Genomic DNA, 24,420 nt, shown 5'->3' with positions numbered 1-24,420 from the left:
ACCGGCGGACCTTTCCGCACCGGGCGCCGAGGACGCCCGGTGCGGAGCGGGTCAGGTGTTCGTGGTGCCCCAGTCGTCACTGCCGGTGTGACCGTTGTGGCCACTGCGCTCGCGCAGCGAGCGCACCCGGTCGGAGACGGAGACGGGCACCCTGTCCCCGACCTTCTCGCTCACCGAGTGGTACGCCTTGCCCGCGAACTCCCGGCCGCCCTGCGCGGCCGACTCCGCGGCGTTGCGCACGGCGGGGTTCTCGGCGACGCGCTGCGCCGACTTCTTCAGCTGCTCGTAACGCTCGCGCCCGGCTCGCGTGCCGAGCACGTAACCGAGGGCCACTCCGACGATGAACGTGAGCCGGTACCGCATGGATGCCACCCTTCCTTCGCTCTGTGCGACGTGTGCTGCCCGCCTACCCACGGACACCGGAGATCACCCCGGGCGATACCGATTGGCGGAGCACCCCCCTGCTTGCGCTAATGTATGTGTCGCAGCGAACGTGCGCCGCTCGGCAGCCGCCAGGCAGGTACGATTCGACGCAACGCAGCAATCCCCTGTAGCTCAATTGGCAGAGCAGCCGGCTGTTAACCGGCAGGTTACTGGTTCGAGTCCAGTCGGGGGAGCGCGATCCCCTGTAGCTCAATTGGCAGAGCATTCGGCTGTTAACCGGAGGGTTACTGGTTCGAGTCCAGTCGGGGGAGCGGAACGGAAGAGGACCCTTCGGGGTCCTTTTTCGCGTGCCCCCGGAGGCTGCCCGCGGACGCTCCGGTGACTCTTTCGGGGTGACTTCGGGACGCCCGGAACCGGGCAGCACGCAGCGCTGTCTTCATGGTCACGTGAAGGCAGCCAACCGCAGCGAGAGATCGTATGACCGGCTATGCTGCGGCAGACGGCGCGTACACATGTACGCGCCACGCCGAAACGGGGCGGTAGCTCAGCCGGTTAGAGCAGCGGACTCATAATCCGTCGGCCGTGGGTTCGAGTCCCACCCGCCCCACCACAGCAGAAACGTCGTGACCTGCGGAAACGCCGTTTCGACGCTAGTCGGGCCCCGCCGTTCGCTGCACGAACGCTGCACCGACTCGCCGTAGGCTCCTTCATATGGCTTACGTCAGGACTAACGAACGCCTGAGCGGCGACCCCTCCTACACCGTGATGTGGCGGACTGGTGGCTCCCGAACGGGGCAGACCCAGCGCGAGACCTTCGACGACGAAGGGGCGGCGAAACGTTTCCGCGACCTGGTGAATGGTCACGGACAGCAATGGCCGCCGGAGTGGGTCAAGGGTGAGGGTTTCGTCAAGCCGGGCGAGCCTGAGATGCCGGACTCGGAGAAGTTTTCTGCCTACGCGCACGCCTACGTGGGGCTGCTGACGGACATATCCGAACACACCAGAACCAACTACACCAGGTTCATCGATAACCACATGATCCCGTGGTTCGGTGATCTGTCCGTCTCGGACCGGGGGAGCAGGCTCACCCGAGATCACATCAGTCTGTGGATTCTGGACCTTCAGCACGGGAGGCCTGGCCCCTCCACCCTGCGGGCACGAAGCGCCGGGCGTATGCGCCGAAGACGATCGCCAATCTTCACGGCTTGCTCTACAGCATCTTCCAGTCCGCTGTGAGCGCCGACCCTGCCCTGCGTGAGTCGAACCCGTGCGCTCACACCCGCTTGCCGAAGGGGAACGACACCGAAGATGACGAGGTCTTCCTCGAACCCGAGGAGTACGCCCTCCTCAAGAGGCACGTGCGTGCCGACGCTGTCGACATCGTCGATGCGCGCTGGTGAGTACCGGTCTCCGTTGGGGCGAGGTGACGGCACTGCAACCTCGGGACTTCACCTCCGCGTCCAAGCGGCCGACACTCCGCGTGCAGCGCGCCTGGAAGCGGCGCGGCGAGGGTGGGACTTTCCTCGGCGCCCCGAAGACGAAGAAGTCGCGACGGACTCTCGTACTCACCCCGGAGCAGGTGAAGCTGTTCAAGCGGCGGTGCTTGGGGAAGAAGCCGACCGACCTGGTCTTTACGGCGCCAGAGGGGGCCGCGTGGCACTCCGGCGTCTTCTACGCACACCGCTGGAAGCCTGCCCTGGACGCGGCCAACGCCGCCGGCCTCACCAAGCGGCCGCGTGTTCACGACCTCCGCCACACGCACGCTTCCTGGCTCATCGCCGGCAAGGTCCCTCTGCCGGTGATACAGGCCCGGCTAGGCCACGAGTCGATCACGACGACCGTCGACCGGTATGGACACCTCCTGGAGGCTTCGGACGACGAGGTCGTGGCAGCCGTCGAGTGGGCGATGGGTGCCGCAATTCCGGACGTCATGTCTAAAGTGGCTTAGTGCTCCAGCCGCCCGCCGAAACCCGCAGGTCAGACAGTGGAGTACTAGTCCTGCTGGAAGCGAAAGCGAACGTCGTCTGCCCAAAACCGGGTGTCGGCGTCGCTCTCCCGCCACCGTCCTTCGTCCCAGATCAGCGTCCGCGGACCGAGCAGGACTCGTGGGAACAGGGACCGGCTCGGCACCCGGGGAAGCACCTCGATGGTGTCCACGCGGAAGGCGGGCACCTTGAATCCGCACAGATCACCATCATGGAACAGCACGGATCCGTGGCCGGAGAACCAGGCGACGAGGCTGGAGTGGGCCAGGTTGCAGACAACTGGGACGTGAATGGTCCCAGACACGGTGTCGCAGTCCTTCTCCTCCACCTCCGGCGCCGCCAAGAGGAGTCCCCGGGGAATCGGCTGGGTCTGCGGGTCGGCTGCCGAGCCGAGGAACACAAGGGAGTTTCGGGATTCCGGGCTGGCCATGTCTTTGACCATGACAGGCACCGCGTCCCAGCCGTCCAGGCCATGGGCATCGCGGTAGGCCGCTGCGCACCGGGCCAGATCGCCCAAGCTATCGAAGTACGTCACATCGAGAGTCAGTCCGTCGCCGTTGTCGAAACAGAAGACCGACTCGGGGTGGCAGGTGGTGAGGAATTCAAGCAGGACCGGATGGTCGGCAAGGAGAGCGTCGCTGTCCGGGTCGGCGAGTGCTTGCATCAGGTGGACGTACTGACCGTCCTTCTCGACTCGGGCGGAAACGGTCAGGGCGAAGCCCGCAGGGTAGACGTAACCGAAGTGGTGCTCGTTGGCGGTGCGGAGCACCGGCAGTTCCGCGGACACAGGAGTGGTCTGGACGCACACCGTGGTGGGATGGTCCATGACGAAACCGGCCAGCACATACGGCTCGGGCAGGTGCGCCAGACCCCCCATGACCTTGCCGTTCAGCGCGAGTTCGCGCATCCTCTGGTCACGTCGCGCCGGTTCACCGAAGGTCGCCAGGTAGAGCGCCTCCTGCTCAGCGGGGGTTCCTTGCTCGAACCACGCGTATAGGTCCAAGGATGTGATGAGGGTTGCCTGGCTGTCGGCATCGCGGTGGATCTGGATCTGGACTGGTCCGGTGATCGGTTCGGCAATCCTCCGGGCAGCGTCGGCACGTACCTGCTCAAGGTAGCCGGGGGCGCCGACCTCCCCGATCGCGTCCCGGATCTCCGCTAGGGGCCGCATGTCCGTAGGGGTGAAGTGCTTAGCCTTTTTGGCAGACGCCAGAAAATGGGACAGCTCCACGATGAAGGCGGCGTCCATCATCCGAAAATAGACGGCCGCGGACTTCGGCCCGTTCAGCTGTACCAGGGCGAGACCGGTTGGGAACTGGGCCGCCAGGAGGCACTCGGCATCTGCCCGGTTCAGCCTGATCCGCCCGTCGTCCCGATTCGTCGCGCGGACGCTGAAGCCGACGAAAACTCCGGATACCGGTCCGGTCCGGCCGAAACTCGCGGCCAGGTCCGGCTGGCACAGGAAGTCGAACCCGAAGTCGTGTTCGACCTTGTTGGGGATGATGAAGTTCTCCTGGCAGGAGAGCCGGAACCGGTCCTCTCCGATCGCCCCGATGCGCTGGGCGGCGTTGCGTTTCTTCGGCACGGTCCCCCGGATCGCATGTTCCTGTCAGGCGGGCCGGGTGCGTCTGCTGCTCCCACGGCCGCATCTGCTGCTCGTTCCTCATTGTCGCAGCCGCACCGGATCGCCCGCACAGATATCTGGTCACCGCTCAGCGGCACTCGCGGGAATCCTCATCCAGGCCAGCGGCAGGCTCGTTCCGGTCAGGGCGCTGTTGGACTGGGCTGGGCGGGCAGAGCAGGGCGCCCGCTGTGTCCGCCTTGGCGCCTCAGCCGATCCGGATGGGCTGCTCTGAGCCAAGGATCGTGCTGTTCGAGTGCGGCGCAGCTGCCGCGGACGAACGCGCTCATCAGGTTCTGGTACCCGCCGGTTCCGTCGGCGAGGTTGTACTCGACCAGTACTCCGGATCCGCCCCGGTTTTCACCAGCCTGCACCGTCATGATCTGGGCGATGGAGTCCGCGTGGAAGCGGAGCTGGATTCCTTCACCCCCTCCTCGTCCTTGATGGTGAACACGTCGTTGCCGAGCACGTGCCGAGGGTGCGTATGAGGGTCAGGGGTTGGGGTCGCCGCTGTGGCCGAAGACAAGCGCGGCTTTCACCGTGTCCAGATGCTCAGGGCACGAGAAATACGCCCTGCGCTTGCGGAACAAACCCCTCGACTTCGAGACGCGATGGGTAGCCCATGCAGGCGTGCTGAAACGGGTTGTCTCCGACGGCCGGTAGGTACAACCTTGGATGTCACAGCCCGGAGGAACCATCCGCGAAGGGTCGATGAGGTACAGCGCGTTCTGGTGCACATCACGCGTAGTCATGCCTATCTCACGGCGCTGAGCGGGGGTGATGTAGGCGATCTCCTGGGTGACGACGAGCGTTCCGTGTATGAGCTCTTGGTGCTGTGGCATGAGCGGACTCTAGCCAGGGAGCGGCCCCTTGCGGTACGAAACCCAGCCGTACATCACCAGAGGCTGAGGGGTCGGCCTGCGGAGACCGCGGCCCGGATGCGAGCGGCGATTGGCTCTGCGGATTCCCCGCCCTCCAGGCCAGCCCGGATCGCATCACCGATCGCGCGGGAGCGTCCGGCCGGGCCGCGGAGGTCTGCGAGGGGACTACCCGGGTCTCTACGGCGAGTCAGCCATTCGGCCCGGTTCTCCGCCGCTGTCCCCAGTCGCAGGTGCGTCGGCTGCTGGCAGGAGTGGTTGTCGCAGGTGTGGCAGACGGTCGGACTGTCGGTACCCCAGCCGAGCCGAGGGATGACACCGTGCGCGAGTTGGTATCCGTAGAGGTGGCCCGGCACCGTGCCGCGTCGCGTCCTGCCCGGCCGCGACGCAGCCCTGAAGCTGGCGTGGCCGGTGCTGGAGATCCCGCCGAAGAAGAACCAGCAGTCCTCGGTTGACGAGGTTCGGTAGACCTTCGCCCAGTACCGAGCCCGAACGGACTCGTTGGCCAGCCAGGACATCCACTCCGGTTGCCCGTTACGGAAAGCGATACGGCCGTACGCCGGCCCCGGACCCCGAGCGGGTGGTCATCCTGGTCTCGGTCGAACGGGCACTGGGTCAGACCTTGGGCGCCCGACCTCAGACAGCCCAGACCGCTGCGTAACGGCAGGCCGTCTAGCGGATGGCAGGGGGCGTAAGCCTGCGTAGGTCATGGAACTGCGGGGCCCGTGCGCCATGACAGCGTTCTATGGATGGGTCGTCCGCACCGCCTCGGTTCCTGCGCGTGTTGTCTGTGAACAAAGAGGCCGGGATCTTCTGTAGGCGATCCCTGGCCGGTCAGTGAGCCTCTTCCAACCTGACGGGTAGTTCAGCAGGGACGATGGCGCGAAGCCCCTTGAATCTCCTGTGTGGGTAGCCTGCCGCCCTACGGAAAGCCGGTCTTCCGAAGGCGTCGTCCGCCCCGGCGTTGGCGGTGCCAGGTTCTTCTCCTGAGCGACAGCTGGCCCCCGTCGGGCTGGAGCGGAGCCGGAGTCCGGGCCCGCGTGCCACCATGACTCCCGAGCGCTTCGCGACCGACACAGGGGAGGGAACGTGGGCAGCACCACGTCCGCTAAATGGTCTGGCTGGCGCAGCCGGATTGTCGAGATACCGGGCGCAGGGGACGGAAAGCCGGTCCTCTTGGAGTTCCACGGGGGCTTCACCACGAGATTCGACCTGTCGACCGTGCGCAAAGGTCCCTATCATCAGCGGGCCCATGACACGCTCGTCACCATCGGCCGGACTGGGCCGTCGCACATCGTCCTGCCTGCCGACTGCGACGCCCTCGCCATCTGGCGAAGCACGGTGGGCAACGAGGGCGCCAGTGGCCTGGGCCGGTGGAAGGTGCGCGTCGTGGACAGCGACGCGCTGCCTCGGCTCCCGACCAACACAGCCCAGGGAAAGGGAACCGAGACCTTCGGCTATTTCAGCCCCAAGCCGTACTTCGAATACGCCCCGGTTGTGCACTACGACTTCATCGACTCCTGCGGCACCATCATCTTCACGCCGGCCGACGGCGGGAAGCAGCTGATCCGTTTCACCTCCGCTGCCAACCAGAAGGGCACCTTGCGCCTTCCGCAGCACGGATACGTCACCCTGTCCGACCACGGCAAGTGGCAAATCTCGGTGACCTGACCCCACCGATTGGGCGCTCTCCATCTTGATCAGATGGCGAGTTCAAGGGCGACGATGGCTCGGACGATGGCGGTAATCCGGGTGGTGCTGCAACGGAGCTTCCGAAGGAGCCGCCAGTTCTTCAGGATCGCCATGGCGCGTTCGCCGAGGCTGCGGATCTTGGCATGGTCCCGGTTGTGACGCCGGCCAGCCGCGCAGGTTCCTGCCCCGAAACGGGACACGGATGCTCGAGCTCGCACCCTGATACGCCTTGTCCGCCCAGCACTTGATGCCGGCGGCGGTCAGAGCGGCCGGGATGTCGTGGGTCCGGGCCGCGGTCAGATCGTGCGTGGCTCCCGGCAGTGCAGCCGATGCCCAGATCAGGCGTCCGGCCGGGTCGGCGAGAACCTGCACGTTCATGCCGTGATGCTTCTTCTTCCCCGAGTAGTACGGACGGTCGGCGGCGATGCGGTCGATCGGCAGGAGCGTGCCGTCGAGGATCACGTACGCCTTCCTGCGGACTGTTTCCATGGCCTGCTCCAGCGTCGGAGCGAGCGAGGCCAGGAGATCGACGGCCTCGTGTATGTAGCGGCAGACCGTCGCGATCCCGATGTGGAAACCCGCCGCGAGGCGGGCGTAGGTGTCACCGCAACGCAAGTGCGCGAGGACGAGCAGGGCCTGCCGGCCACAGGTGAGGCGGCGCCAGCGGGAGCCGATCCGGCGCCGGTGACCCACGAGCAGGCCGGCAAGACGCTGGAGGGTGCGGCTGGACAGATCGATGGCAGACGGGTAGGCAAGCACGAGAGCTCCTGGCGGACTGGTGATCTTGATCGTGAACCCGTCTACCAGGAGCTTTCTTCATGTCTGCCGCCGGGGCGCCGATCCAACCGCCCGTCAGGTTGGAAGAGGCTCAGTCATGTGCTTACGCAGATCTACGGGCACGTCAGCGGCGATGCCCCCGGCGGACGGACGGCGAGGGGCTGTGTCCCCGCCGCCCCCGACGCCCTCAGCGAGCGGGAGTAAACCTGACCCCGGCAGTGCCCACGTCTGGCAACCTTGCAGTAGCTAAACCATCTGGGAGGGGACCCCGCTGTGACCGAAGTTCTGCCTGGCTCCGTCAACGCCGGCGATGACGATGCCGACCGCGAGGCCGTCGAACAGGAGCGCGCCAAACTGCGGGAGTTCGTCACGAGGCTGAGCGCGGACGACATCAAGTCGGGCGGCTGGTTCACGAAACTCTGCGCCCAGGCACTGCGGTCGTACACCGAGAAAGCCACCTGGGAGTACTTCCAGCAGAAGTACAAGGGTGTACCCGCGGACGGCATCGTCGGGCGGCAGATCAAGTTGGCGGCAAAAAGCGCCATGATTGAAGGCGGGATTACCTCCGGCCTCTACACCGGGACGATCGCCGCGACCATCGGGTCGTTGGGTGGCGCCAGCCCCGCCGCTGTTCCGGCCGGTGTCGTGACGTTCATGGTTGACCTGACGTACATCACCCAGCTGCAGATGCGCCTGGCCTACGACATCGCGGTGATCTACCGGATTCCCCTGGACGTGGACGATCCCGAAGACATGATGAAACTCGTCCGGGTGGCATTCGGCATAAAGGCCGGAGAGGCCGCCCGCGGCAGTATGAAGTTCGTACCCGGCCTAGTTCGGCAAGTCCTCAAGAAGTACTACTCCGGTCCGGTCCTTACCGCCGCGAAAAGCCTTCCATTTGTCGGGAAGCACCTCCTGCAACGCAACGTCATCAAGTTCGGCATCCCCGGCGTCGGGATCCCCCTCACCATCCTCGTAAACCGCTACACGACCATGGCTGCAGGACGTCATGCCAAATCCGTGTTTCGTGACGAAGCAGAGGTGATCGAACTTGCTGACACTCTGATCCGACGTACGCGGCACCTGCGCCCGATGCTGTGGGTGGCGTGGCTTGTCATCAACGCGGACAGCAAGATCACTGACGCCGAGGAACTGCTGTTCCAGCGGCTGATGCAGCTTGCCCGGGAACGGCATCAGGTCGACGACGAGGAACTCGCCAACGTCATCACCATCGACCCTGCCGAGGTATGGCACCGCATCGACGCCGAATCCGGGGACCTCAGCGATGTTGTCTACGCTGCCGAACGGGTCGCCACCGTCGACGGGGATCTCAACATGCACGAGAGGGCACTCATCGCCGAGCTACGGGATCGCTGCCAGAGACGTTAGCCTCGCCGTTTCGTGACGGTCTGCCAGCGGAGCCGGTGGACCGTCTTCGTGCCCTGGGCTGAGGCCGTGCAGGCCGAAGGCCCGAGTGTCGCCTCGGGATGGTGCCGGATTCCACTGCTCCGGGCGTTGAGGTGCTATCGAAGGGGGCGGGGAATCGGCTGGGCGTCCGGGGTTGGGCAGTTGAGTGAGCCGGTCGAAGGCTGCGGTGATGTGGCCGGTCCAGGCGGAGGATTCCGACGGCCGGTGGTCACGAGTTGTCCGGCAGCGGTGAACAGGCGGAGTGTAATCGGCGGGGCTCCCAGAGCCTGACCTTGCCGGTCAGGGCGAGCATCGGCATCCAGGCCAGCAGGTCGAGAGCGATCTGCACGATCTCCAGCCAGATCCGGTTCTGGGCGGTGCAGGGGCACGGTGCGCAGGCCGGCGGCCCGGGCGGCGTGGATGCGGTCCTCGGACCGGACCCGCAGCCGGTGACAGAGCTCGAGCTCGGCGATCGGGCGGTCCGAGGTGTTGGCGGCGAAACAGGTCAGCCACATACCGTCCGCATCCCTGAGCCGCAGCTGGGCTCCGGGGTGCGGTCGTTCCTTCCTGACGATCAGCCGCATGCCCTTGGGCCAGCCGGTCAGGAAGTCGCCGGTGAGTTCGGCGACCCAGGCGCCATCGTCGATTTCGCCGCCGGTCTCGACGGCCGTCGTCCGGGCAAAACGCGTTAACGCTACAGTCCCTTCGCGGCATGGGCTAATCTGTAGTACCCCGTAACGGAGAGCAACTGGCTGCACGTCGACGACGGTCCGTTTGTGATCGTTTGGGAACTGGTCTGGGGGTGGAATTTGAAAGGGCTTGACTTGTCGGCGGTATCCCCGATATTTGCAGTCACCCAGAGCCGCACGGCAAGAGGACGCGAGTCGACAGCAATCTCTGTTGCGCGGCAACTCGTTGACATAGGCAGCAGTGAATCGCTTGAAAATCTACTTGGCGTTGAGAATTCACCATCTGTCGATGTTCGCCCTTTCTGCTGTACGCCGCGAGCAGAAAGGTCTCTCACTGCTCACGGAATATGGAGCAGTCGCTCGCTTCTCGGTTCCTCAATCAACGAGCTTCTAAGTATGCGGAACTGCGGACCCAAGAGTGTGGAAGACATACTTTCAGCACTGCTTTTGGCGTTGGCGTCGCCCGCGGTTCAGCATCATTTGCCTATGGGGGACGATGAGGATTTCATGCACCGCTCTTACGTGAGGCAAGAGAAGGTGACTGGCCCGCTCACTGCACAGAGATTCATGGCTGCAATCCGAGGGAGAAAGGAAATGTCGTGAAAGACCTGCGGTCCGTTCCGCTTGCAGACAGGTATCGGAGTGACGCGCACGATGTTGCCGAGGATTTCTATAATCCGTGCCTTGAAATGGCGGTTCGCTATGACAGGGCGGTTGGGTACTTCACAAGTGGCTCGCTGGCTGTCGCGGCACGGGGAGTGGAAGCTCTCGAGCGATCTGGCGGTCTAATTCGACTCGTCGCAAGCCCTCACTTGACAGCTGAGGATGTCGAATCAATAAGGAAAGGTTATGAGTATCGGGAAATCGTAAGTCATGCTGTCACTCGCCAACTGGATGATGCGCCCTCTCTCCCTCCGTCAGACTTGGAAAGTATTGGTCGACTTGGACGTCTGATTGCACAAGGGCAGCTTGACATTAAGATTGCTGTCATGGCTTCAGGTCGAGGCATCGGCATCTATCACGAAAAGATCGGCATCATCGCCGACGGCTACGGAAACCAAGTAGCGTTTACTGGCTCTTTGAATGAAACCGCTGCAGCATTCCTGGATAATTTTGAATCAATCCAAGTGTTCTCGTCGTGGAAATCTGAAGACAGTAAACGTGTTACTGGGATCCAGAGGGACTTTGAGCTGCTCTGGTCAGGCAAGACGCCCCGACTGGAAGTATTTGATTTCCCTGATGCCGCACGCAGAAAACTCATCGAGCTGGGCAGGGCGACAGCCGGAAAGGGCAAAGCGGTGTCAGCGTCAAACACTGCCTCTGGTTGGCTGACGCTTCCCAACGATATTGAGTTGAGAGATTACCAGAAGCAAGCCATCGAGGCGTGGCTATCCGCCGAAGGTCGTGGAATCTTTCAGATGGCTACGGGCACGGGGAAGACAATTACAGGACTTGCAGCTGGGGACCAACTTGGTCGTCAGCTAAGGGCCGCAGGAAGTCCCCTAGTGACGTTGATCGTGGTGCCCCTACTCGGACTGGCAGACCAGTGGACGGTCGAATTGAGGAAATTTGGCGTGACACCGATTCAGTGCAGGGACTCTTGGCAGTCCTGGGAGCCTGATGTCGCAGACGCCATTGCCGCGTTGGGATCTTTCAGTAACGCAAGGCACGTTGCAATCGTGGTCACCAACGCCACGTTTGCCACTGCTCGATTTCAGCACATCCTAGAGAGTATCGAATGGCCGATTCTCTTTGTGGCTGACGAAGTGCATAATCTTGGTTCATTGAGGATGCAGCGCTGCCTACCAGAGAATTCTACGTTTCGATTGGGCCTCTCTGCGACTCCCGTGCGGCATCATGACATGGAAGGAACCGAAGCTCTTCTCGATTTCTTTGGGGAGATCAAAATTGAGCTCGGGATTAAAGAGGCAATTGAGATGGGAACCCTAACGCCATATAGATATTATCCAGTCCTGGTTCCTTTGAATGACGAGGAGTCGGAGTTCTATGCGGATCTGACTAAAGAAATCGGCAAGCTATATGCGCGAGCGCGCTCGGGGGCAGACGTTGAGGACCGCCTTGGTCAACTTTTGCAGAAAAGGGCGAATGTTCTTGGTCATGCCGAGGGGAAAATCTCTGCCCTGCGAACCGAGCTCGGGAAGCGTCAAGATGATGCATTCCAGCTTGTCTACTGCGCCCAGGGGGGCCGCCCTAGTCGCGATGGCGGAATTTCTGGTAGTCGGCAAATTGACGAAGCTATGGTCGTTTCGGGTTCCGAGCTCAGAATTCCGACTCACCCATACACTGCGGTAGAAAGTCCAACCGTCCGTCGCGAGATCTTGAAGGCTTTTTCTACGGGAACGGACATTAGAGTACTGGCATCAATGCGGTGCCTGGACGAAGGTGTCGATCTACCAGATGCTCGCATTGCATACATGTTGGCGAGTAGCAGTAATCCCAGGCAGTTCATCCAGCGGCGAGGAAGAGTTCTTCGCCGGGCTGAAGGAAAACGCAGTGCTGACATTATTGATTTCGTGGCAGTCCCACCGGGGGAGGAGGCTCTCTATGACATTGAGCGGAGCCTCTTTCGTCGCGAACTCGAGCGTTGCATCGAATTTGCTCAGTATGCAGAAAATCGTGGATTCTCCTTGGCCCAGCTAAGGGAATTGCGCGAACGCTATGACCTAATGGACCTATAGTAATAGCGTAACAGGGGAGCTCGGGATGGATGAGGCTAAGGAAATCACGGAGATCTGGGAAGGGCTCAGCGAGGAAGCGCGCCTACTTCTTGACGCGGTGCTCGCAATTGAGCACGAGTATCTCAATCTTGACAAGCCTGAAGGTATCGCCGAAATGATCGTCGCAAAGGTCGAGGGGATCGTGAAGTGAAGCTTCTAGACATTAAGCTCGAAAATTTTCGCGCCTATGGTGGGGTGCAGAAGGCCGATTTCTCCACTTCCGTCGGAAAGAATGTTTCGACGTTCTATGGGACCAACGGAGGGGGAAAAACAACTCTCCTGAACGCGTGCCTATGGGCTTTGTACGGGAAACTCACTGAGGACCTTGAAGACAAAGAATCTCTGATTAACTCGGAGGCTTGGATTGTCGCACCTGACGGAGAGGACATTTCCACTTCGGTCGTCGTTCGGTTCGAGCATGACGGAAAGACCTATCGAGCGAGTCGACGCCTCACTGTTCGGAAGCGTGGTAACGCACAGAGTCCAGGAAGGGAGAATTTCGACCTGAATGTTGAAGATGGGAGTGGTGTGTGGCGAAAGGTGCAGAACGCTTCGAGCACTATTGACAAGATTCTTCCGAGTCAGCTCAGTGGATTCTTCTTCATTAATGGCGAAAGAATTGAGTACCTCGCCAAGCAGGAGGCGTACTCCGAGATTCAATCCGCCATTAAAACGGTGCTCGGGATCGAGCCCCTGGTGCGAGCTAAGAGGCATCTCCCGAGTGCAGTGAAGAAAATGCGTCATAAGCTGAAATCCGAAGGTGGCGCTATTGGGGCCATTGAAAAGGTTAATGCGGAGATTGACCGATACGAAACAGAGCGAGAAGAGGAGCGTGACGCTCAAGCTTTTCTAAAGTCTGAAATCGGTCATCTCAAGGATGAGATCGTTAGTGTAGAGACTAGGCTTCGCACTCTCGAGGGGGCTGCCGCGATCCAGAAGGATCGCGATCGAGTCAAGAAGCTGAAAGAGAGTGTCGATGATCGACTTGAGGAAGATTTGAGGACCCGGAACGATCTGGTTCGTCAACGTGGCTATCTCGCCTTTCTTCCGGAAATGTCAGATCAGATTCAGGTGGCGTGCGAGGCCCTGCGGAAGCGGGGTGATCTGCCGGCTCCTTTGAAGAGGACTTTCGTTAAGGACCTACTCGAAGAAGCTCAGTGCATCTGTGGCACGCACTTGCCTGAAGGGAGCCCTGAACGGGCTCGTATCGAGCAGTGGCTGGACCGGGCGGGGCTTGCTGAAGTAGAAGCAGCCTGGGCGAGACTTCAGGGTTCTATGGGAGGCCTGGAAGAGCAGCGTAAGTCGGCGATAGTGGATCTTGAGTCGTTGGATTCAAGGATCGCACAGAGTCGCAAGGATGTTCGCGAGCTAAATGCCGAGCTAGACGAATTTCGGGCAAAACTCAAGAATGTCCCTGATGAAGATATCGCAAAGCTGGAAGCCTCGCTTGAGGAAACGGGACGTTTGGTGGAGGAGAAGAACCGACGTTTGGGCGCTGTGCAAGCTCGAATCAAAGAACTTGATAATCTGCTGCGGCAGAAAGCTGAGGAACTGGACACTCTTCAGATGAAGGACCTGACTAACCAGCTTGTCCAGAAGCGAATCCGTATCTTGCAAGAGGCAGAGCAAGCTCTTCAGCGGACCCTTGATCTACTATCTGAGCAGACACGGCGAAGCCTCGATAGTCGAATCCGGCGTGTTTTTGAAGAGGCGGCATTCAAGGATTACGTACCAGAGCTCACTTCGGATTTCGTACTTGAGTTGTGGGTTGGTAGTGGGGATGAACGGCGCCGTGCACCTAAATCGACGGGTGAGAACATGCTCCTTGCGCTCGCTTTCGTTGCGGCACTAGCGGAGGAGTGCCGGCATGTGGCGCAGAATGATGTCCACGCGATGAGTGACATGAGCGATTTTCCCGTCGTCATGGACGCTGCCTTCGGTAACCTGGACGTGGACTACAGGAGAAGGGTTGCAACCTTCCTGCCAGAGATGGCCTCGCAGGTTATTGTGCTAACACACAAGGCGCAGTCCGAAGGCGCGGTAGAAGAATATCTGGCCCCCAGGGTCGGTCAAGAATACGTGATCACCGCGCACTCTCGGAAATCTGCATCGGATGTGACTGATTCGATCAGTGTCAATGGACGGGGATATCCATACCAAGTGGTTCCTTCATCGTTTGACGGTGCTGTTCTGACGGAGGTGGAGAAGTGAGTGCTGAGGCATTGCGCGGAGACCTGCGAGTTCGCCGTCCTCGCGAACGGGAATCATTGATCGAGCAGCTCCTTGCGGAAAATGACGGAGTATTTGACAATAAGGCCGAGGTCATGCTGTTCGCGGCAGCTCTCGGTTGGGCGCGTCAGCGGCGGGAGCCGTTTGAAAAATTTGTGGATCCGATTCGGTTCAACGTTTTTCAAAAAATCCACACCGGAGAGGCATTCATTGAAGCTCTCGCGGTGTTGAATTGCCCTGGCGATGCGCAGATTCTGAGCGATGAAAGAGTGTTTGAGCGCATCAATATTTTCGAGGAGTACGCCAATGGTGGATTGTCGGTATTGCATGGCGAGATGAATGCCAGTAGATCTCAAATGCGGGATGTACTGGTTGGGCTTGTTCGTGATTCGGCAAATGCGAATATGCAAAAATCGAGCAAGGTGCCGGCCGACATTCGTAAGCTGATTACGCGTCCAGACTGGGCATGAGTAGTATTTTGCAGGCTTGTTTAAGGTGCGGGCCGCTCCTTCCTATCGCCGGCCCGCACTAAACAAGCGGTCACTGGCCCATTACGTCGTAGCGTTAACCAAGCCTTCGACGGTCTGGAGTTCCTTATGCCCTTGGAGGAAGCCGATTCCGCGGTGTAGGTGTACCGTCAGCGTTTGAGCCACAACCTCGTCGGTTGGTTCATTGCCGTCAGCTACGCAACGTTGCTTGAGGAGCGCCAGGTAGATGTCGCGGTGTTGGCCGGCGAAGGTCTTCCATGTCATCTCGACGTTGGAGTCCGCGACGATGTCCTTGACGAGGGGCGTTGACGGGTCCTTGAGGGACAGAACGAGAGCCCAGCGGCACAACACGTTCCACTGAGTAATGCCCGTGGTGCGCTTCAGCCGTACCAGTCGGTCCTTGGCAGGCTGGGAGAGGCGGACGTTATCAAGCGACATGGGAGACTCCTGCGTTCCACCAGTATCCCTCGACGGCGGTGGTCGTGAAATTTGTGTCGTCGTGGACCAGGGTGTAGGTGTGGGCGACGGACTTCTGCAAGCGGCCCAGCAGGTACTCGTCAATCTCCTCGTCGGTGGAGAGCAGCAGAACCTGGTCGCTGGCGTACGGGAAGTAGCGGTCGACGAGGTGTTCGCGGTGGCGGCTGTCAAGGCGGCCGAGAGGGGTGTCGATGACGCTGGGCAGGCGGTTGCCTGCGACCTTCATCAACCCCCAGAGAAGGGAGACTGCGAGGATCTGGCGCTCGCCGGCACTGAGGCGTCCCGGGTCGACCGGTTCGCCAGTAGAGTCGGACAGCGAGAGCGTGAACTTGTCGGTGTCGATGCGCAGGTCCTGGACCAGACCCTGTTTCCGCATGAGGTCCTTGAAGCTCTGCAGTACGGCGACCTCGAGGCTGCTGATGTGGCGTTGCAGCAGGACTTCACCGAAGCGCTCCAGAGTGGCACGAGCCTTCTCCGAGTACCGGATGATGCGTTCGACTTCTTCGGCCTTGACCTTGGTCCGCACGAAGTTGTTGTGGGCTCGATCGAGGGCCGCGGTGACGTATTCGCGACGCCGCTTCAGTTCCGTGATCTGTTCCTCGGTGCGAGCGATTCCAGCCTGGATACGAGAGACCTCCTGGAGCTGCTCCTCCCGTGCTTCCTGAAGGGCTTCCACCTTGCTCTGCTCCGGGACACCCGCCAACTGACGATCCAGCTGATCCACTTCCTCAGCGGCAGACGTAGTCAGCGCCAAGAGCTCGGCGGCCCGGTTCTTGTCGCGCCCGAGGAGTTCGTCCAGTACGGAGAGCTGAGCCAAAGCATCGTGGGGGAGTTCGAGGTCTACCTTCAGCGTGGTCGATTTTGACCGCTTGGCCCGGTCTTCCTCGAGCTTCCTTATAACTTCGCTCTTGGCATCCTCGGGCAGCATGTTGAGCAGCCACTTGTCCCGCTCTACCAGGACATCGAGGACCTGTCCGGCCTCGGCGGCCGACTGTTCTCGCTTGGCCTGCTTACGTACGTCCTTGAGCTGCGGACCCATCATGAGCAGAGGAAGCGGTCCAGCAGCGATCTGGACCAGCGAGGAACGTAGGTCCGCGAGGTGCTCGGCAGCTCGCTTCTGTTCCTGCTCAAGTTCCACACGACGTTCGAAGAGGCCGCCGCCTGCGCTCTTGAATGCTTGCTCCAAGGACTCGAGCTCGCGTTTAGCCCGGCCTAGCGCAATCTCGCGCTGCTTCAAGTCCTGGGAGGCTACATCGAGTTGAGTCTGTACGGACTTCTGCTCCTCCTCTTGCTCATGGATGCTGTCTATCAGGTGCTGTTCCTCGTCGGACAGCTTCTGACGACGTTGCAGCGCAAGCAGGTCAGTACGGAGCTGCTGAACGGTACTCACGCCGAGGAGCGAGTGCACGGCAGATTCGATGACTGAGGCGGCACGTTCTGGGTCCGCGAGGGACTCGATCTTCTCGCCATCGAAGAAGGACAGCGAAGCGACCTCAAGGGGGAGGAGGTCTTCGATGTGATCCGCCCATCCCTCACTGAGCAGCCGGCTGTACTTGGTGTCGGGCTGGGCGAGGCGGCCAGGCTTGGTCTGGTCGCCGTAGTCCTCGTCCACGAGGACACTGAGGAACTCCTTGAGCGACTTCCCGCTGGTGTACCAGTTGCGGACGACCTTGTAGTAGTGCTCCTTGCCGCCCACCGCGACGGTGAACTCCAAGGTGACCGACGAGCCGCGGGTGGGGTCGTGCTGGCGGTTGATGCTCTCTCGGAGGAACGTCTCGTACGGCTTGTTACCGCGACCGCTGCATCTGGCGCGGGGGCCGTACAGGGCCAGCTGGATAGCGTCGAGCAGGGTCGTCTTGCCGCAACCGTTGAGGCCGCCGATCAGGATGATCGGCTTGTTCTTCTTCACGGTGAGGTCAAGCGACTGCTTGCCCCGATAGGCCCCGAACTCTTCCAGGGTGATCTTACGCAGGAGCATCGATGTCGGTCTCTTCGTCGAGAGTCGGGTTGGTTGCTACGTCCGAGCGCCACTTCTTCTTGCGCTGGGCGAAGGCGTACGCGTCGTCACGGTCCTCGTAGAAGCCCTTCTGTACGGCTCCCTCGAGTGCCTGGAAGAGGCCGGAACGCCTAGACATCGTGCGGTACTTGCGCTCTACGGAGAGCAGCTCGCGCACCATGTCGTAGTGCAGTTCGTCGCCATCACAGACTTCCTTGAGGAGGTCCATCTCGTCTGCGCCCATGACGAGCTGCTCATCGAGCGGACCGCCGGGGAAGTCCTCACCAGTGGTCTGCTTGTAGATCTTCGGTACGGAGTCCTCGACCTCGTGCTTGTCGAAGACCCAGATGCGCCGGATTTCGTGAAGTTCGGCGAGAGTGATCAGCTCGATGTTACTGACGTGCTCCGGGGCGTGGGCGCGGATCCAGGTCTGCGCGGTCAGTAGGTCTGTGAGCCACTTCTCCCGGTACTCCTGGAGATAAGGGCCATGGATGACAACGTCCTCGCCGTCGCTGCGGCGCTCAAAGATATTCACTTGGCCGTTCATACGGCGGAAGTCACGAGCCGGCTTGTCGGGGCGAGGGTGAGGGAGCTTCTTTCCTGGCTGGTAGTCAGGGTCTTCCTTGTCCTCTACGAACCCGAAAGGAGAGTCCAGCTTGTCCCGTAGCTCCAGGAGCGGGGTCATCCACTCCTTCTCGTCGTCGTTTCGGATCATCGCCGTCATGGACTTGTCTTGCTCGACCAGAGTGCAAGTCCAGCAGCCGAAGCGGCTGGAACCGCAGGAGGGGGTGGTCGAGTCGACGACGAGCGGGCATTCGCCATCCTCGGAGGCGCCCTGGTACATGCTGAGCAGGTCGTGGTTGTTGTAGCCCCAGGGGTTGGGCTTCTGCATCAGGAATTCCCACACGTCATCGTTGGTCCAGTCTTCGACCGGGCTGTAGACGAGCGAGTTGGGGAGGTTCGCGTTAGGGGATAGGCGGTCGCGTACGCGCCGCTTCTCATGCTTCTCCATCGCACGCGCACGGGCCTGGCTCTCGGTCTTGCGGATGCCGAGGACCATGATGGCCTCGCCGTGGGCAGACACGACGTTGCGGATGAACGAGTTCGAAGGCTTGATCTTCAGTCGCTCGGTGCACCAGCGGAACTTCGGGCGGGGCGCAGGGTAGCCACGACCGATGAGATTGACCCAGAAGGTGTCCTTGACTTCGGGGGTCAGTCGGTGCGGTTCGATGGGCAGTCCCTGAGCTGCGGCGGCCTTCTCCATCGCCTCCAGAGACGTAGTGACCCAGGCGGCCACCACAGGGTTCTCGACCAGGGTGTCCGTGCTGATGACATGAACCGTCTTGGTGAGCTTCTCTACCGGTAGGTCTTTCAGTGCCGTCCATACCAGTTGGAGGACGGCAGTGGAATCCTTGCCACCGCTATAGCCGATGACCCAGGGGACCTCGTCCGCGGTGTACAACTCGCGGATCTCGTCGGTCAGTGCGGTTTCGACCTCGCCGAGGGAGCGGCCATCGAACGCCAGGCGCCGGACAGTGGGGATGCCAAGAGGTAGAGGGGTGTTCATGCTTCGCCTCGCAGGTATGCGTCTTCCACCCGCTGTTCCTCAGGGCTGAGCTCAAGCCCAAGGTGCTTACGCAGGTAGGTGACGGTAAGGGTCACATTCTGGTGGCTCTTGGAGACACGGCCACCGACGATGGCGCGCCCTTCCCAGTCGCTGTTGGACCGGGTCCAGTCCACGTTCTTGAGGGGAGTGAGCTGCTTCTTCCACTTGGAAGGCGCAGTGGACTCCCGGAACAGGGAGTTGCCGATGCGCCCGAGGGCGTGGAGCGCGATGCCATGGCTGTGGATGAAGTCTCGGCGCATCTCCTTGGCGGAGAGCTCACGGCTGCGAACCATGGCCCACTCCGGGGTGACTTCATCGATCGTTTCCCAATAGGACTGGGCGAGATCGGTAGCAGCCTCAGGCTCGAGGTCAAGCCCTTGGAGGAGAGCCTGGGTGCCGTAGTAGAGCGCGCTGAGGGTGAACATCATCCGGGAGCCTGCCGAGAGGTTGCTCTTCTCCATCTCGATGTAGCCCTTGAAGATGGTCGACCGTCCAGCCATGACGCGTACGACTTGGGCGGAAAGATCCCGGTGGTCGTAGAGGACACCGATGGAGCGTGCTGGGCGGACCGCGTGCCGATTGAGATCAGCGAACATCTGCTGCGACCGAGCTAGACCGTCGTCATGAAAGAAGACGACGGCGATCGTTTCCTCGCCGAGGTCGGGGTTCTCCTTGAGCGCGAGCTCAATAGCGGCGCGACGGTGTTGCCCGTCGTTGATCAAGAAACGGGAGTCCATGGGGATGTGGAGATGACCGGTTCGGAAGCCGGCGCCATCAGTGCTGTGACTTTCGAAGTCCATGTTGCCGTCTACGGAGGCAGTGAGTGCGCTGAAGACGTAGTCGCCCGGGTTGTCCAGGATGTACTTGGACAGGGCGGGGAGGCGCCCCTTGTTGAGGACGCGCTGAGCCCTTAGTTCAGGGGGGAGTTCGTCCTCATCGAAGATGAAGATCTTGGGGATCAGGCGCAGGGGGCACATCGAGATGTAGAACTCTCGACCAGCCTGGATCCCGCGGATCGCAGGGAAGGTGTACTCGAACCCCGCGGACGTACGTGGGGCGACGACTCGGGTCGCAGGTGCCACAGCTTCGTTCTCCACTTCGGCAACTTTAACGCACTCGGGCTGACCGCTGACCCCTCGGTTGACGTACCGAGGTGTCCTCCCGTGTGTGCAGGTCACTGGGGAGCTAGCGCACGCGATCGACGAGGTGCGCGTACGGGCTTTTGCTTACTGCCACGCGTGGGGATGACGAGCGGCGAGTCTGGTGTTGACGTACGCGAGGTGTCTTGCTGTGCGCTGACACCTCCGACGTGTACGTTAACCGATTGACGTAAGCGATGGCAGGAAAAACGTCCTGGAAGTGGGTAGCTGTTGTGGTGGCGTATCTCGATGTGGCGGCGACGACACGGGTCGACCCCCGAGTCGCTGACGTGGTCCTCCACTGGATGACCGAAGATTTCGGGAACGCCGGCAGTCGTACTCACGAGTACGGGACTCGTGCCAAGAAGGCGGTGCAGGAAGCGCGGACTTTCCTGGCGGGGACGGTCGGAGCTAAGACGGAAGAGGTCATCTTCACGAGCGGAGCGACTGAGTCGAACAACATCGCCCTGGTCGGGATGGCGCCGTACGGGGAGAAGAACCAACGGCGGCACATCATCACCTCCGCCATCGAGCACAAAGCGGTCATCGAACCCCTCGTGCACCTGCAGAGCAAGGGCTTCGAGGTGGACTTCCTCGAGCCGGGGCTGTCAGGGCGGATCGCCACGGAGGCCGTGCTCGAGAAGCTGCGCCCGGACACACTCCTGGTCTCCCTCATGCACGTGAACAATGAGACCGGCGTGATCCAGCCCGTCGCTGAGCTTGCTGAGGAGCTGCGGGGGACGCCGACCTACTTCCATGTTGATGCCGCGCAGGGGTACGGGAAGCTTCCGGAGGACCTCAAGGCGCCCATCGACATGATCAGTATCAGCGGCCACAAGGTGGGGGCACCGAAGGGTGTGGGTGCGCTTGTCACCCGCCGCCGGGGATGGGACAAGACTCCGCTGGAGCCGATCATGTTCGGCGGGGGACAGGAGAGGAAACTCCGGCCCGGGACGCTAGCAGTGCCGCTCATCATGGGGCTCTATGAGGCAGCCAAGGTCTTCCAGGAGGGGCAGCCGCGCTGGGAGCGAGAGGCTCTCGCAATGCGGGAGCGCATGCTCGCTGCTCTCGGTAAGACGCGCTTCCACATCAACGGAGACGCGGATCACTCCGTACCGCACATCCTGAACGTGACTTTCGATGGCTTGAACGCCGAAGCACTGATCGTCAGGGTTAAGGATCAGGTCGCGGTCGCTACTGGGTCGGCGTGCACCAGCGCCTCCTACACACCCAGCCATGTCCTGACCGCAATGGGGCTACCGGACGGGGTAGCCAATAATGGGCTGCGGTTCTCCTGGTTCCCGAGCCAGGTAGCGGACTTTGACCCGGAGGAGTTCGCGGCGACAGTCGTGCGGATGCAGCCCGGCGCTCCCTGAGGGGTGCCGGACACGAGGCGGGAAATCAGTCATTTGCGCGACGCACCAGACGGTGCCCGCGCAGGTCACGTCCGCAGCGGACCAGCTCGGCTTCCCACCCATTCTCGGTGCCGATGAGGTGCGGGTGTTCGTACAGGCCGGCTCTCAGCTCTGCCTGCGTCAGACGCTCGTATTTTGGGGCGTCCGGGTCGTCTGGCGCCAGGAACTCATGCTTGCGGTGGAGCAGCGGGCGGTTGGCGGAGTTGGCATAGGAGATGTGCGAGGTCTCCAGGGATTTCAGGTCTACGAGGTACGAGGACGAGATCCGCGGATGCGGGTCGGCATCGAACTCTGGGTAATCGAGCCAGCTCACTGCTCGTCCCTGGTGCTTCAGCTTGGCGATGGTCCATTCCTGGGGGCGTCCGGCGGCGATCGATGCACAGTGCTCGTACAGGCGGAGGACGGTCGGCATCTGATCGATTGCGCGATGGTGCACGTAGAGAGAGGTCGGGGTGAGCTTGCCGACGGCGGATGCGTGCATCGCGCCGCGGACATATGCGTCGTCCCGGAGTTTGAGGAGCAGGCGGTCGGAGCGCTGGCACGCCTCCTTGTACGACGAGAAGAACGACCGAACGTCGAGCTGCACGCTGAAGGGCAAGCTGCCAAAGGGGCCGCGGCCACTGAAGAGCTCGACGGCCAAGAACAGGAGCGTGTTCAGCGTGGTGCGTTTCCCGCCGTCCTTGACCTTGTCGCCGTCGACGGAGTCGCGGATGAGCCGCCGGAGCTCGCCGGATTTGAGACGAGACAGCTGCTCGGCCATGGGGCGCGGCATTTCCTCGACGCGCGGTGGGCGACCGCGGCGCTCGACGTAGTCGGCTAGCGAGGCGATGGCCGAAGTGGTGTCTTCGGAGGCCAGCCACTCGGCATCAGGGACGATGCGATGCGCGAGGTATCCGAGGCGTGCAGCATCGTCCTTGAAGGCATAGACGATGCCCGGGGCGGCGGAGACGCAACGGGCGCCAGTGACTTCCTCGATGTAGTTCCGGAGTTCGCTGGAGCCAAAGAGGCGCTGGAACGTTTGCCGGCTGGTGAGCAGGCCGTCGCCGAACTCCTGGCCTCGCACCTTGGCCTTCTCCCACGTCAGGCGCGCTGAGACGATTAGAACCGTAGTGGCGAGTTCCCAGGCTTGCTTCAGGGTCTGGCGGCGTTCGGCGGCGTCCTCAATGACGTTGAGGACGTATGTGAGCAGTACGACGTCGGATGGGACGAGCGGGTCTTCCGGGCTGTAGTACGGATCCCATCCGGTGATGCGGCAGTCGAGGCGTTCCAAGGACCTGACGTCTCCGCCGCGCCCGCAGCCGTAGTCAAGGATAGTGCGATCGGGGGTGAGCTGGCGATCGGCCAGAGCTTGGCGGGCGGGTACAGAGAGCGCGTTGCGGCCAATTGCGGTGCGGCGGCGGTCGCTGTTCCAGGACTGCTGCATGTCGTCCTCGTTGGTCCAGGAAGGGGACGGACGCAGCATAGCCAGCGCGTGATGCTCATGGAGCTAACCTCGATTCTTCAGTGGAGTTCGGTGGTTGACCTGCTCGGCAGGTCGCCCGTAACAACCTCGGTTCGTTCGAGGCGCGCCGGCGCGTGTCGCCGCGGGTGCGCTGGGTTCCACGGGCCCGGAGTGCTGCCGGTCTTCTCCTTTCTGTTCCTTATCGGGACGGCGCTCGGCTGTCAGGTGACGGCTGGGATGAACTTCCCCCTGCCGGCCGCCCGGCTTCATGGGGTCCAGGTGCGCTGCTCATGGTTCAAGGGCCCGCTCGATGTGGGAAGTTGCTGTCCCGGCTGCAAAGTAACCCTTGGGGGTAATCCTTGGGTTAAACCCTTGTGATCAATGCAAGGGTTGGGCATGCTCTACCCATGACAGAGAAGAAGCTCCGCCTCATCCCCACCGGCACGTGTTGGTGCGGCTGTGAGAAGGAAGTCGGCCTCGGCAAGTTCTTCGCACCTGGCCACGACAAGGTCGCCGAAGCCGCCGTCATCGCCCTCAAGTACGGCGCTTCCGTACCCGAGTTCCTCCACACCCACGGCTATGGCCCCCACCACTCCGTCAGCCGCGCTGCGGTCGACGCCGGTGTCTGGGAGGAGTGCCGAGAGTGCTCCAGCGAGCCCGGCTATCGAGGAACGTCGGAGAGCATCACCAACCACAAGCGCAAGTATCACCGCGCCGAGCAGTAAGGACCACGACCGTGACCATCGCGCAGATCTTGGAGCAGCCCATCCGAGCCCTCGGTGGCACCTGGGACACCCGGCGCGCCGTGACCGCGCTCCGCGACGCCGGTCACGGTGACGGCAACCAGCGGCAGCAAGGGAAGCGAGCACGCAAAGCCCTCCGCGATCTTGCCTCAACAGGCGTCATCGTGAAGATCGACCCGGACAGCGCCATCTACCGACTTGCCGAGCAGTGAGCACGCCCATGAACCGGAAGACGCCGTGCTTGTGGCAGGCGCGGCCGAACTTTCGAGAAGCGTATTCCCCGGTCCGCGATGGTGCATGGCCGCGGCGCCCCACAACTGCGTCGCTATCGCGATCGGTTGGAAATGATCATGTGAGTCCGGGGGGCGTCGGTGGCCGGGTCAGATCCCGTCCGTGATGGCCGTGGGCCCTCGGTGATGTTGTTCCGCCCTGCCAGGTGGAGCACACCGACGGCGAGCTGATGCAGGGAGGGCATCGCCCGCGACGCGCTGCTGGTCCGCACCTGAGCGGCATACTTCCGCACGTCGCGCCCCTGGCGACATCACGACCCGATGCTTTCGCCGTCGGCCCGCCCGCTACCTAAGGTAGCCGCGCTGTGGGTTGGTAACGGTGTCAGGGGGCTCACGAAGCTCGCCGCAGCCCAGGGTAATCCGTTGCCCCTCGAATGTGGCTCCGCCCTACGCCTCGGGGGCCGTGGTCGCGTTGAAGTGAAGAA

Annotated in this window: 20 protein-coding genes, 3 tRNA genes and 2 pseudogenes; 14 read left to right on the top strand and 11 right to left on the bottom strand. The window is 62.0% G+C overall.

Features of this window, described 5'->3' with window-relative positions:
* Positions 1-51 precede the first annotated feature (51 nt).
* Positions 52-363, bottom strand: a complete 312-nt coding sequence (locus tag OG927_RS10325; RefSeq protein ID WP_056785184.1) for a YtxH domain-containing protein — start codon at positions 361-363, stop codon at positions 52-54.
* Positions 364-544: 181 nt separating this feature from the next.
* Here OG927_RS10325 and OG927_RS10320 point away from each other — a divergent pair.
* The 5 genes from OG927_RS10320 (at position 545) to OG927_RS10300 (ending at position 2,332) form a co-directional block, all read left to right on the top strand.
* Positions 545-617: transfer RNA gene (locus OG927_RS10320), tRNA-Asn, on the top strand.
* A gap of 5 nt (positions 618-622) precedes the next feature.
* Positions 623-695 (top strand) — tRNA-Asn (locus OG927_RS10315).
* Between the two features lie 222 nt (positions 696-917).
* Positions 918-994 (top strand) — tRNA-Ile (locus OG927_RS10310).
* Positions 995-1,095: 101 nt separating this feature from the next.
* Positions 1,096-1,620 carry a hypothetical protein gene (locus OG927_RS10305; RefSeq protein WP_330320043.1) on the top strand — a complete coding sequence of 175 codons (525 nt, stop codon included), beginning with the start codon at positions 1,096-1,098 and terminating at the stop codon, positions 1,618-1,620.
* Positions 1,621-1,780: 160 nt separating this feature from the next.
* Positions 1,781-2,332 carry a site-specific integrase gene (locus OG927_RS10300; RefSeq protein ID WP_330320042.1) on the top strand — a complete coding sequence of 184 codons (552 nt, stop codon included), beginning with the start codon at positions 1,781-1,783 and terminating at the stop codon, positions 2,330-2,332.
* Between the two features lie 44 nt (positions 2,333-2,376).
* On the opposite strand, the gene OG927_RS10295 is transcribed toward OG927_RS10300, so the two are convergent.
* The 3 genes from OG927_RS10295 to OG927_RS10285 all read right to left on the bottom strand — a co-directional run bounded on the left by OG927_RS10295 (position 2,377) and on the right by OG927_RS10285 (position 4,832).
* A complete protein-coding gene (locus tag OG927_RS10295; protein WP_330320041.1) occupies positions 2,377-3,954 on the bottom strand; it encodes a hypothetical protein in 1,578 nt (525 codons plus the stop codon).
* A gap of 179 nt (positions 3,955-4,133) precedes the next feature.
* Positions 4,134-4,409, bottom strand: coding sequence for a DUF6357 family protein (locus OG927_RS10290; protein ID WP_406145417.1), 276 nt, complete (start codon positions 4,407-4,409; stop codon positions 4,134-4,136).
* Positions 4,410-4,481: 72 nt separating this feature from the next.
* Complete coding sequence (locus tag OG927_RS10285) at positions 4,482-4,832, bottom strand: hypothetical protein (protein ID WP_330320039.1); 351 nt, start codon at positions 4,830-4,832, stop codon at positions 4,482-4,484.
* Between the two features lie 1,125 nt (positions 4,833-5,957).
* Between OG927_RS10285 and OG927_RS10280 the strand changes: the two genes are divergently transcribed.
* On the top strand, positions 5,958-6,539 hold the full coding sequence (locus OG927_RS10280; RefSeq protein ID WP_330320038.1) for a hypothetical protein: 582 nt from the start codon (positions 5,958-5,960) through the stop codon (positions 6,537-6,539).
* 29 nt (positions 6,540-6,568) lie between these two features.
* On the opposite strand, the pseudogene OG927_RS10275 reads toward OG927_RS10280, so the two are convergent.
* Positions 6,569-7,319: pseudogene (locus tag OG927_RS10275) on the bottom strand (transposase family protein).
* Positions 7,320-7,610: 291 nt separating this feature from the next.
* Here OG927_RS10275 and OG927_RS10270 point away from each other — a divergent pair.
* On the top strand, positions 7,611-8,726 hold the full coding sequence (locus OG927_RS10270) for a tellurite resistance TerB family protein (RefSeq protein ID WP_330320037.1): 1,116 nt from the start codon (positions 7,611-7,613) through the stop codon (positions 8,724-8,726).
* Between the two features lie 165 nt (positions 8,727-8,891).
* On the opposite strand, the pseudogene OG927_RS10265 reads toward OG927_RS10270, so the two are convergent.
* Positions 8,892-9,424 (bottom strand): annotated as a pseudogene (locus OG927_RS10265) (transposase); the annotation flags it as partial.
* 608 nt (positions 9,425-10,032) lie between these two features.
* On the opposite strand from OG927_RS10265, the gene OG927_RS10260 reads away from it, so the two are divergent.
* The 4 genes from OG927_RS10260 to OG927_RS10245 are packed head-to-tail and all read left to right on the top strand — an operon-like array spanning position 10,033 to position 14,870.
* A complete protein-coding gene (locus OG927_RS10260) occupies positions 10,033-12,132 on the top strand; it encodes a DEAD/DEAH box helicase family protein (protein WP_330320036.1) in 2,100 nt (699 codons plus the stop codon).
* Positions 12,133-12,157: 25 nt separating this feature from the next.
* Positions 12,158-12,322, top strand: a complete 165-nt coding sequence (locus OG927_RS10255) for a hypothetical protein (RefSeq protein ID WP_330320035.1) — start codon at positions 12,158-12,160, stop codon at positions 12,320-12,322.
* Positions 12,319-14,382, top strand: coding sequence for an AAA family ATPase (locus OG927_RS10250; protein WP_330320034.1), 2,064 nt, complete (start codon positions 12,319-12,321; stop codon positions 14,380-14,382). The genes OG927_RS10255 and OG927_RS10250 overlap by 4 nt, the downstream gene beginning before the upstream one ends.
* Entirely contained in the window at positions 14,379-14,870 is a 492-nt protein-coding gene (locus OG927_RS10245) for a DNA phosphorothioation-associated protein 4 (RefSeq protein ID WP_330320033.1), read from the top strand. The genes OG927_RS10250 and OG927_RS10245 overlap by 4 nt, the downstream gene beginning before the upstream one ends.
* Before the next feature lie 81 nt (positions 14,871-14,951).
* Here OG927_RS10245 and dndE read toward each other — a convergent pair whose 3' ends face one another.
* The 4 genes from dndE to dndB are packed head-to-tail and all read right to left on the bottom strand — an operon-like array spanning position 14,952 to position 20,064.
* Positions 14,952-15,326 (bottom strand): DNA sulfur modification protein DndE, encoded by a 375-nt coding sequence (gene dndE / locus OG927_RS10240; protein WP_330320032.1) that lies wholly within the window; start codon positions 15,324-15,326, stop codon positions 14,952-14,954.
* On the bottom strand, positions 15,316-17,343 hold the full coding sequence (gene dndD / locus OG927_RS10235; protein WP_330320031.1) for a DNA sulfur modification protein DndD: 2,028 nt from the start codon (positions 17,341-17,343) through the stop codon (positions 15,316-15,318). Before dndD ends, dndE begins: the two co-directional genes overlap by 11 nt.
* Entirely contained in the window at positions 17,330-18,928 is a 1,599-nt protein-coding gene (dndC, locus tag OG927_RS10230; RefSeq protein WP_330320030.1) for a DNA phosphorothioation system sulfurtransferase DndC, read from the bottom strand. Before dndC ends, dndD begins: the two co-directional genes overlap by 14 nt.
* Positions 18,925-20,064, bottom strand: a complete 1,140-nt coding sequence (gene dndB / locus OG927_RS10225; RefSeq protein WP_330320029.1) for a DNA sulfur modification protein DndB — start codon at positions 20,062-20,064, stop codon at positions 18,925-18,927. Before dndB ends, dndC begins: the two co-directional genes overlap by 4 nt.
* Positions 20,065-20,303: 239 nt before the next feature.
* Here dndB and dndA point away from each other — a divergent pair, with 239 nt between their 5' ends.
* A complete protein-coding gene (dndA, locus tag OG927_RS10220) occupies positions 20,304-21,482 on the top strand; it encodes a cysteine desulfurase DndA (RefSeq protein WP_330320028.1) in 1,179 nt (392 codons plus the stop codon).
* Between the two features lie 25 nt (positions 21,483-21,507).
* On the opposite strand, the gene OG927_RS10215 is transcribed toward dndA, so the two are convergent.
* Entirely contained in the window at positions 21,508-22,944 is a 1,437-nt protein-coding gene (locus tag OG927_RS10215; protein WP_330320027.1) for a DNA phosphorothioation-associated putative methyltransferase, read from the bottom strand.
* Between the two features lie 425 nt (positions 22,945-23,369).
* Between OG927_RS10215 and OG927_RS10210 the strand changes: the two genes are divergently transcribed.
* Together OG927_RS10210 and OG927_RS10205 are read left to right on the top strand one after the other, a co-directional pair.
* Positions 23,370-23,687: a hypothetical protein gene (locus tag OG927_RS10210; protein ID WP_330320026.1), complete on the top strand. Its 318-nt coding sequence runs from the start codon at positions 23,370-23,372 to the stop codon at positions 23,685-23,687.
* Between the two features lie 11 nt (positions 23,688-23,698).
* Positions 23,699-23,917, top strand: a complete 219-nt coding sequence (locus tag OG927_RS10205) for a hypothetical protein (RefSeq protein WP_330320025.1) — start codon at positions 23,699-23,701, stop codon at positions 23,915-23,917.
* Positions 23,918-24,420: the final 503 nt, after the last annotated feature.

The sequence above is a fragment of the Streptomyces clavifer genome (assembly GCF_036345975.1).
Lineage (GTDB): Bacteria > Actinomycetota > Actinomycetes > Streptomycetales > Streptomycetaceae > Streptomyces > Streptomyces clavifer.
Note: the sequence above shows the minus strand (reverse complement) of the source record. Positions and strands in the feature narration are given on the sequence as shown.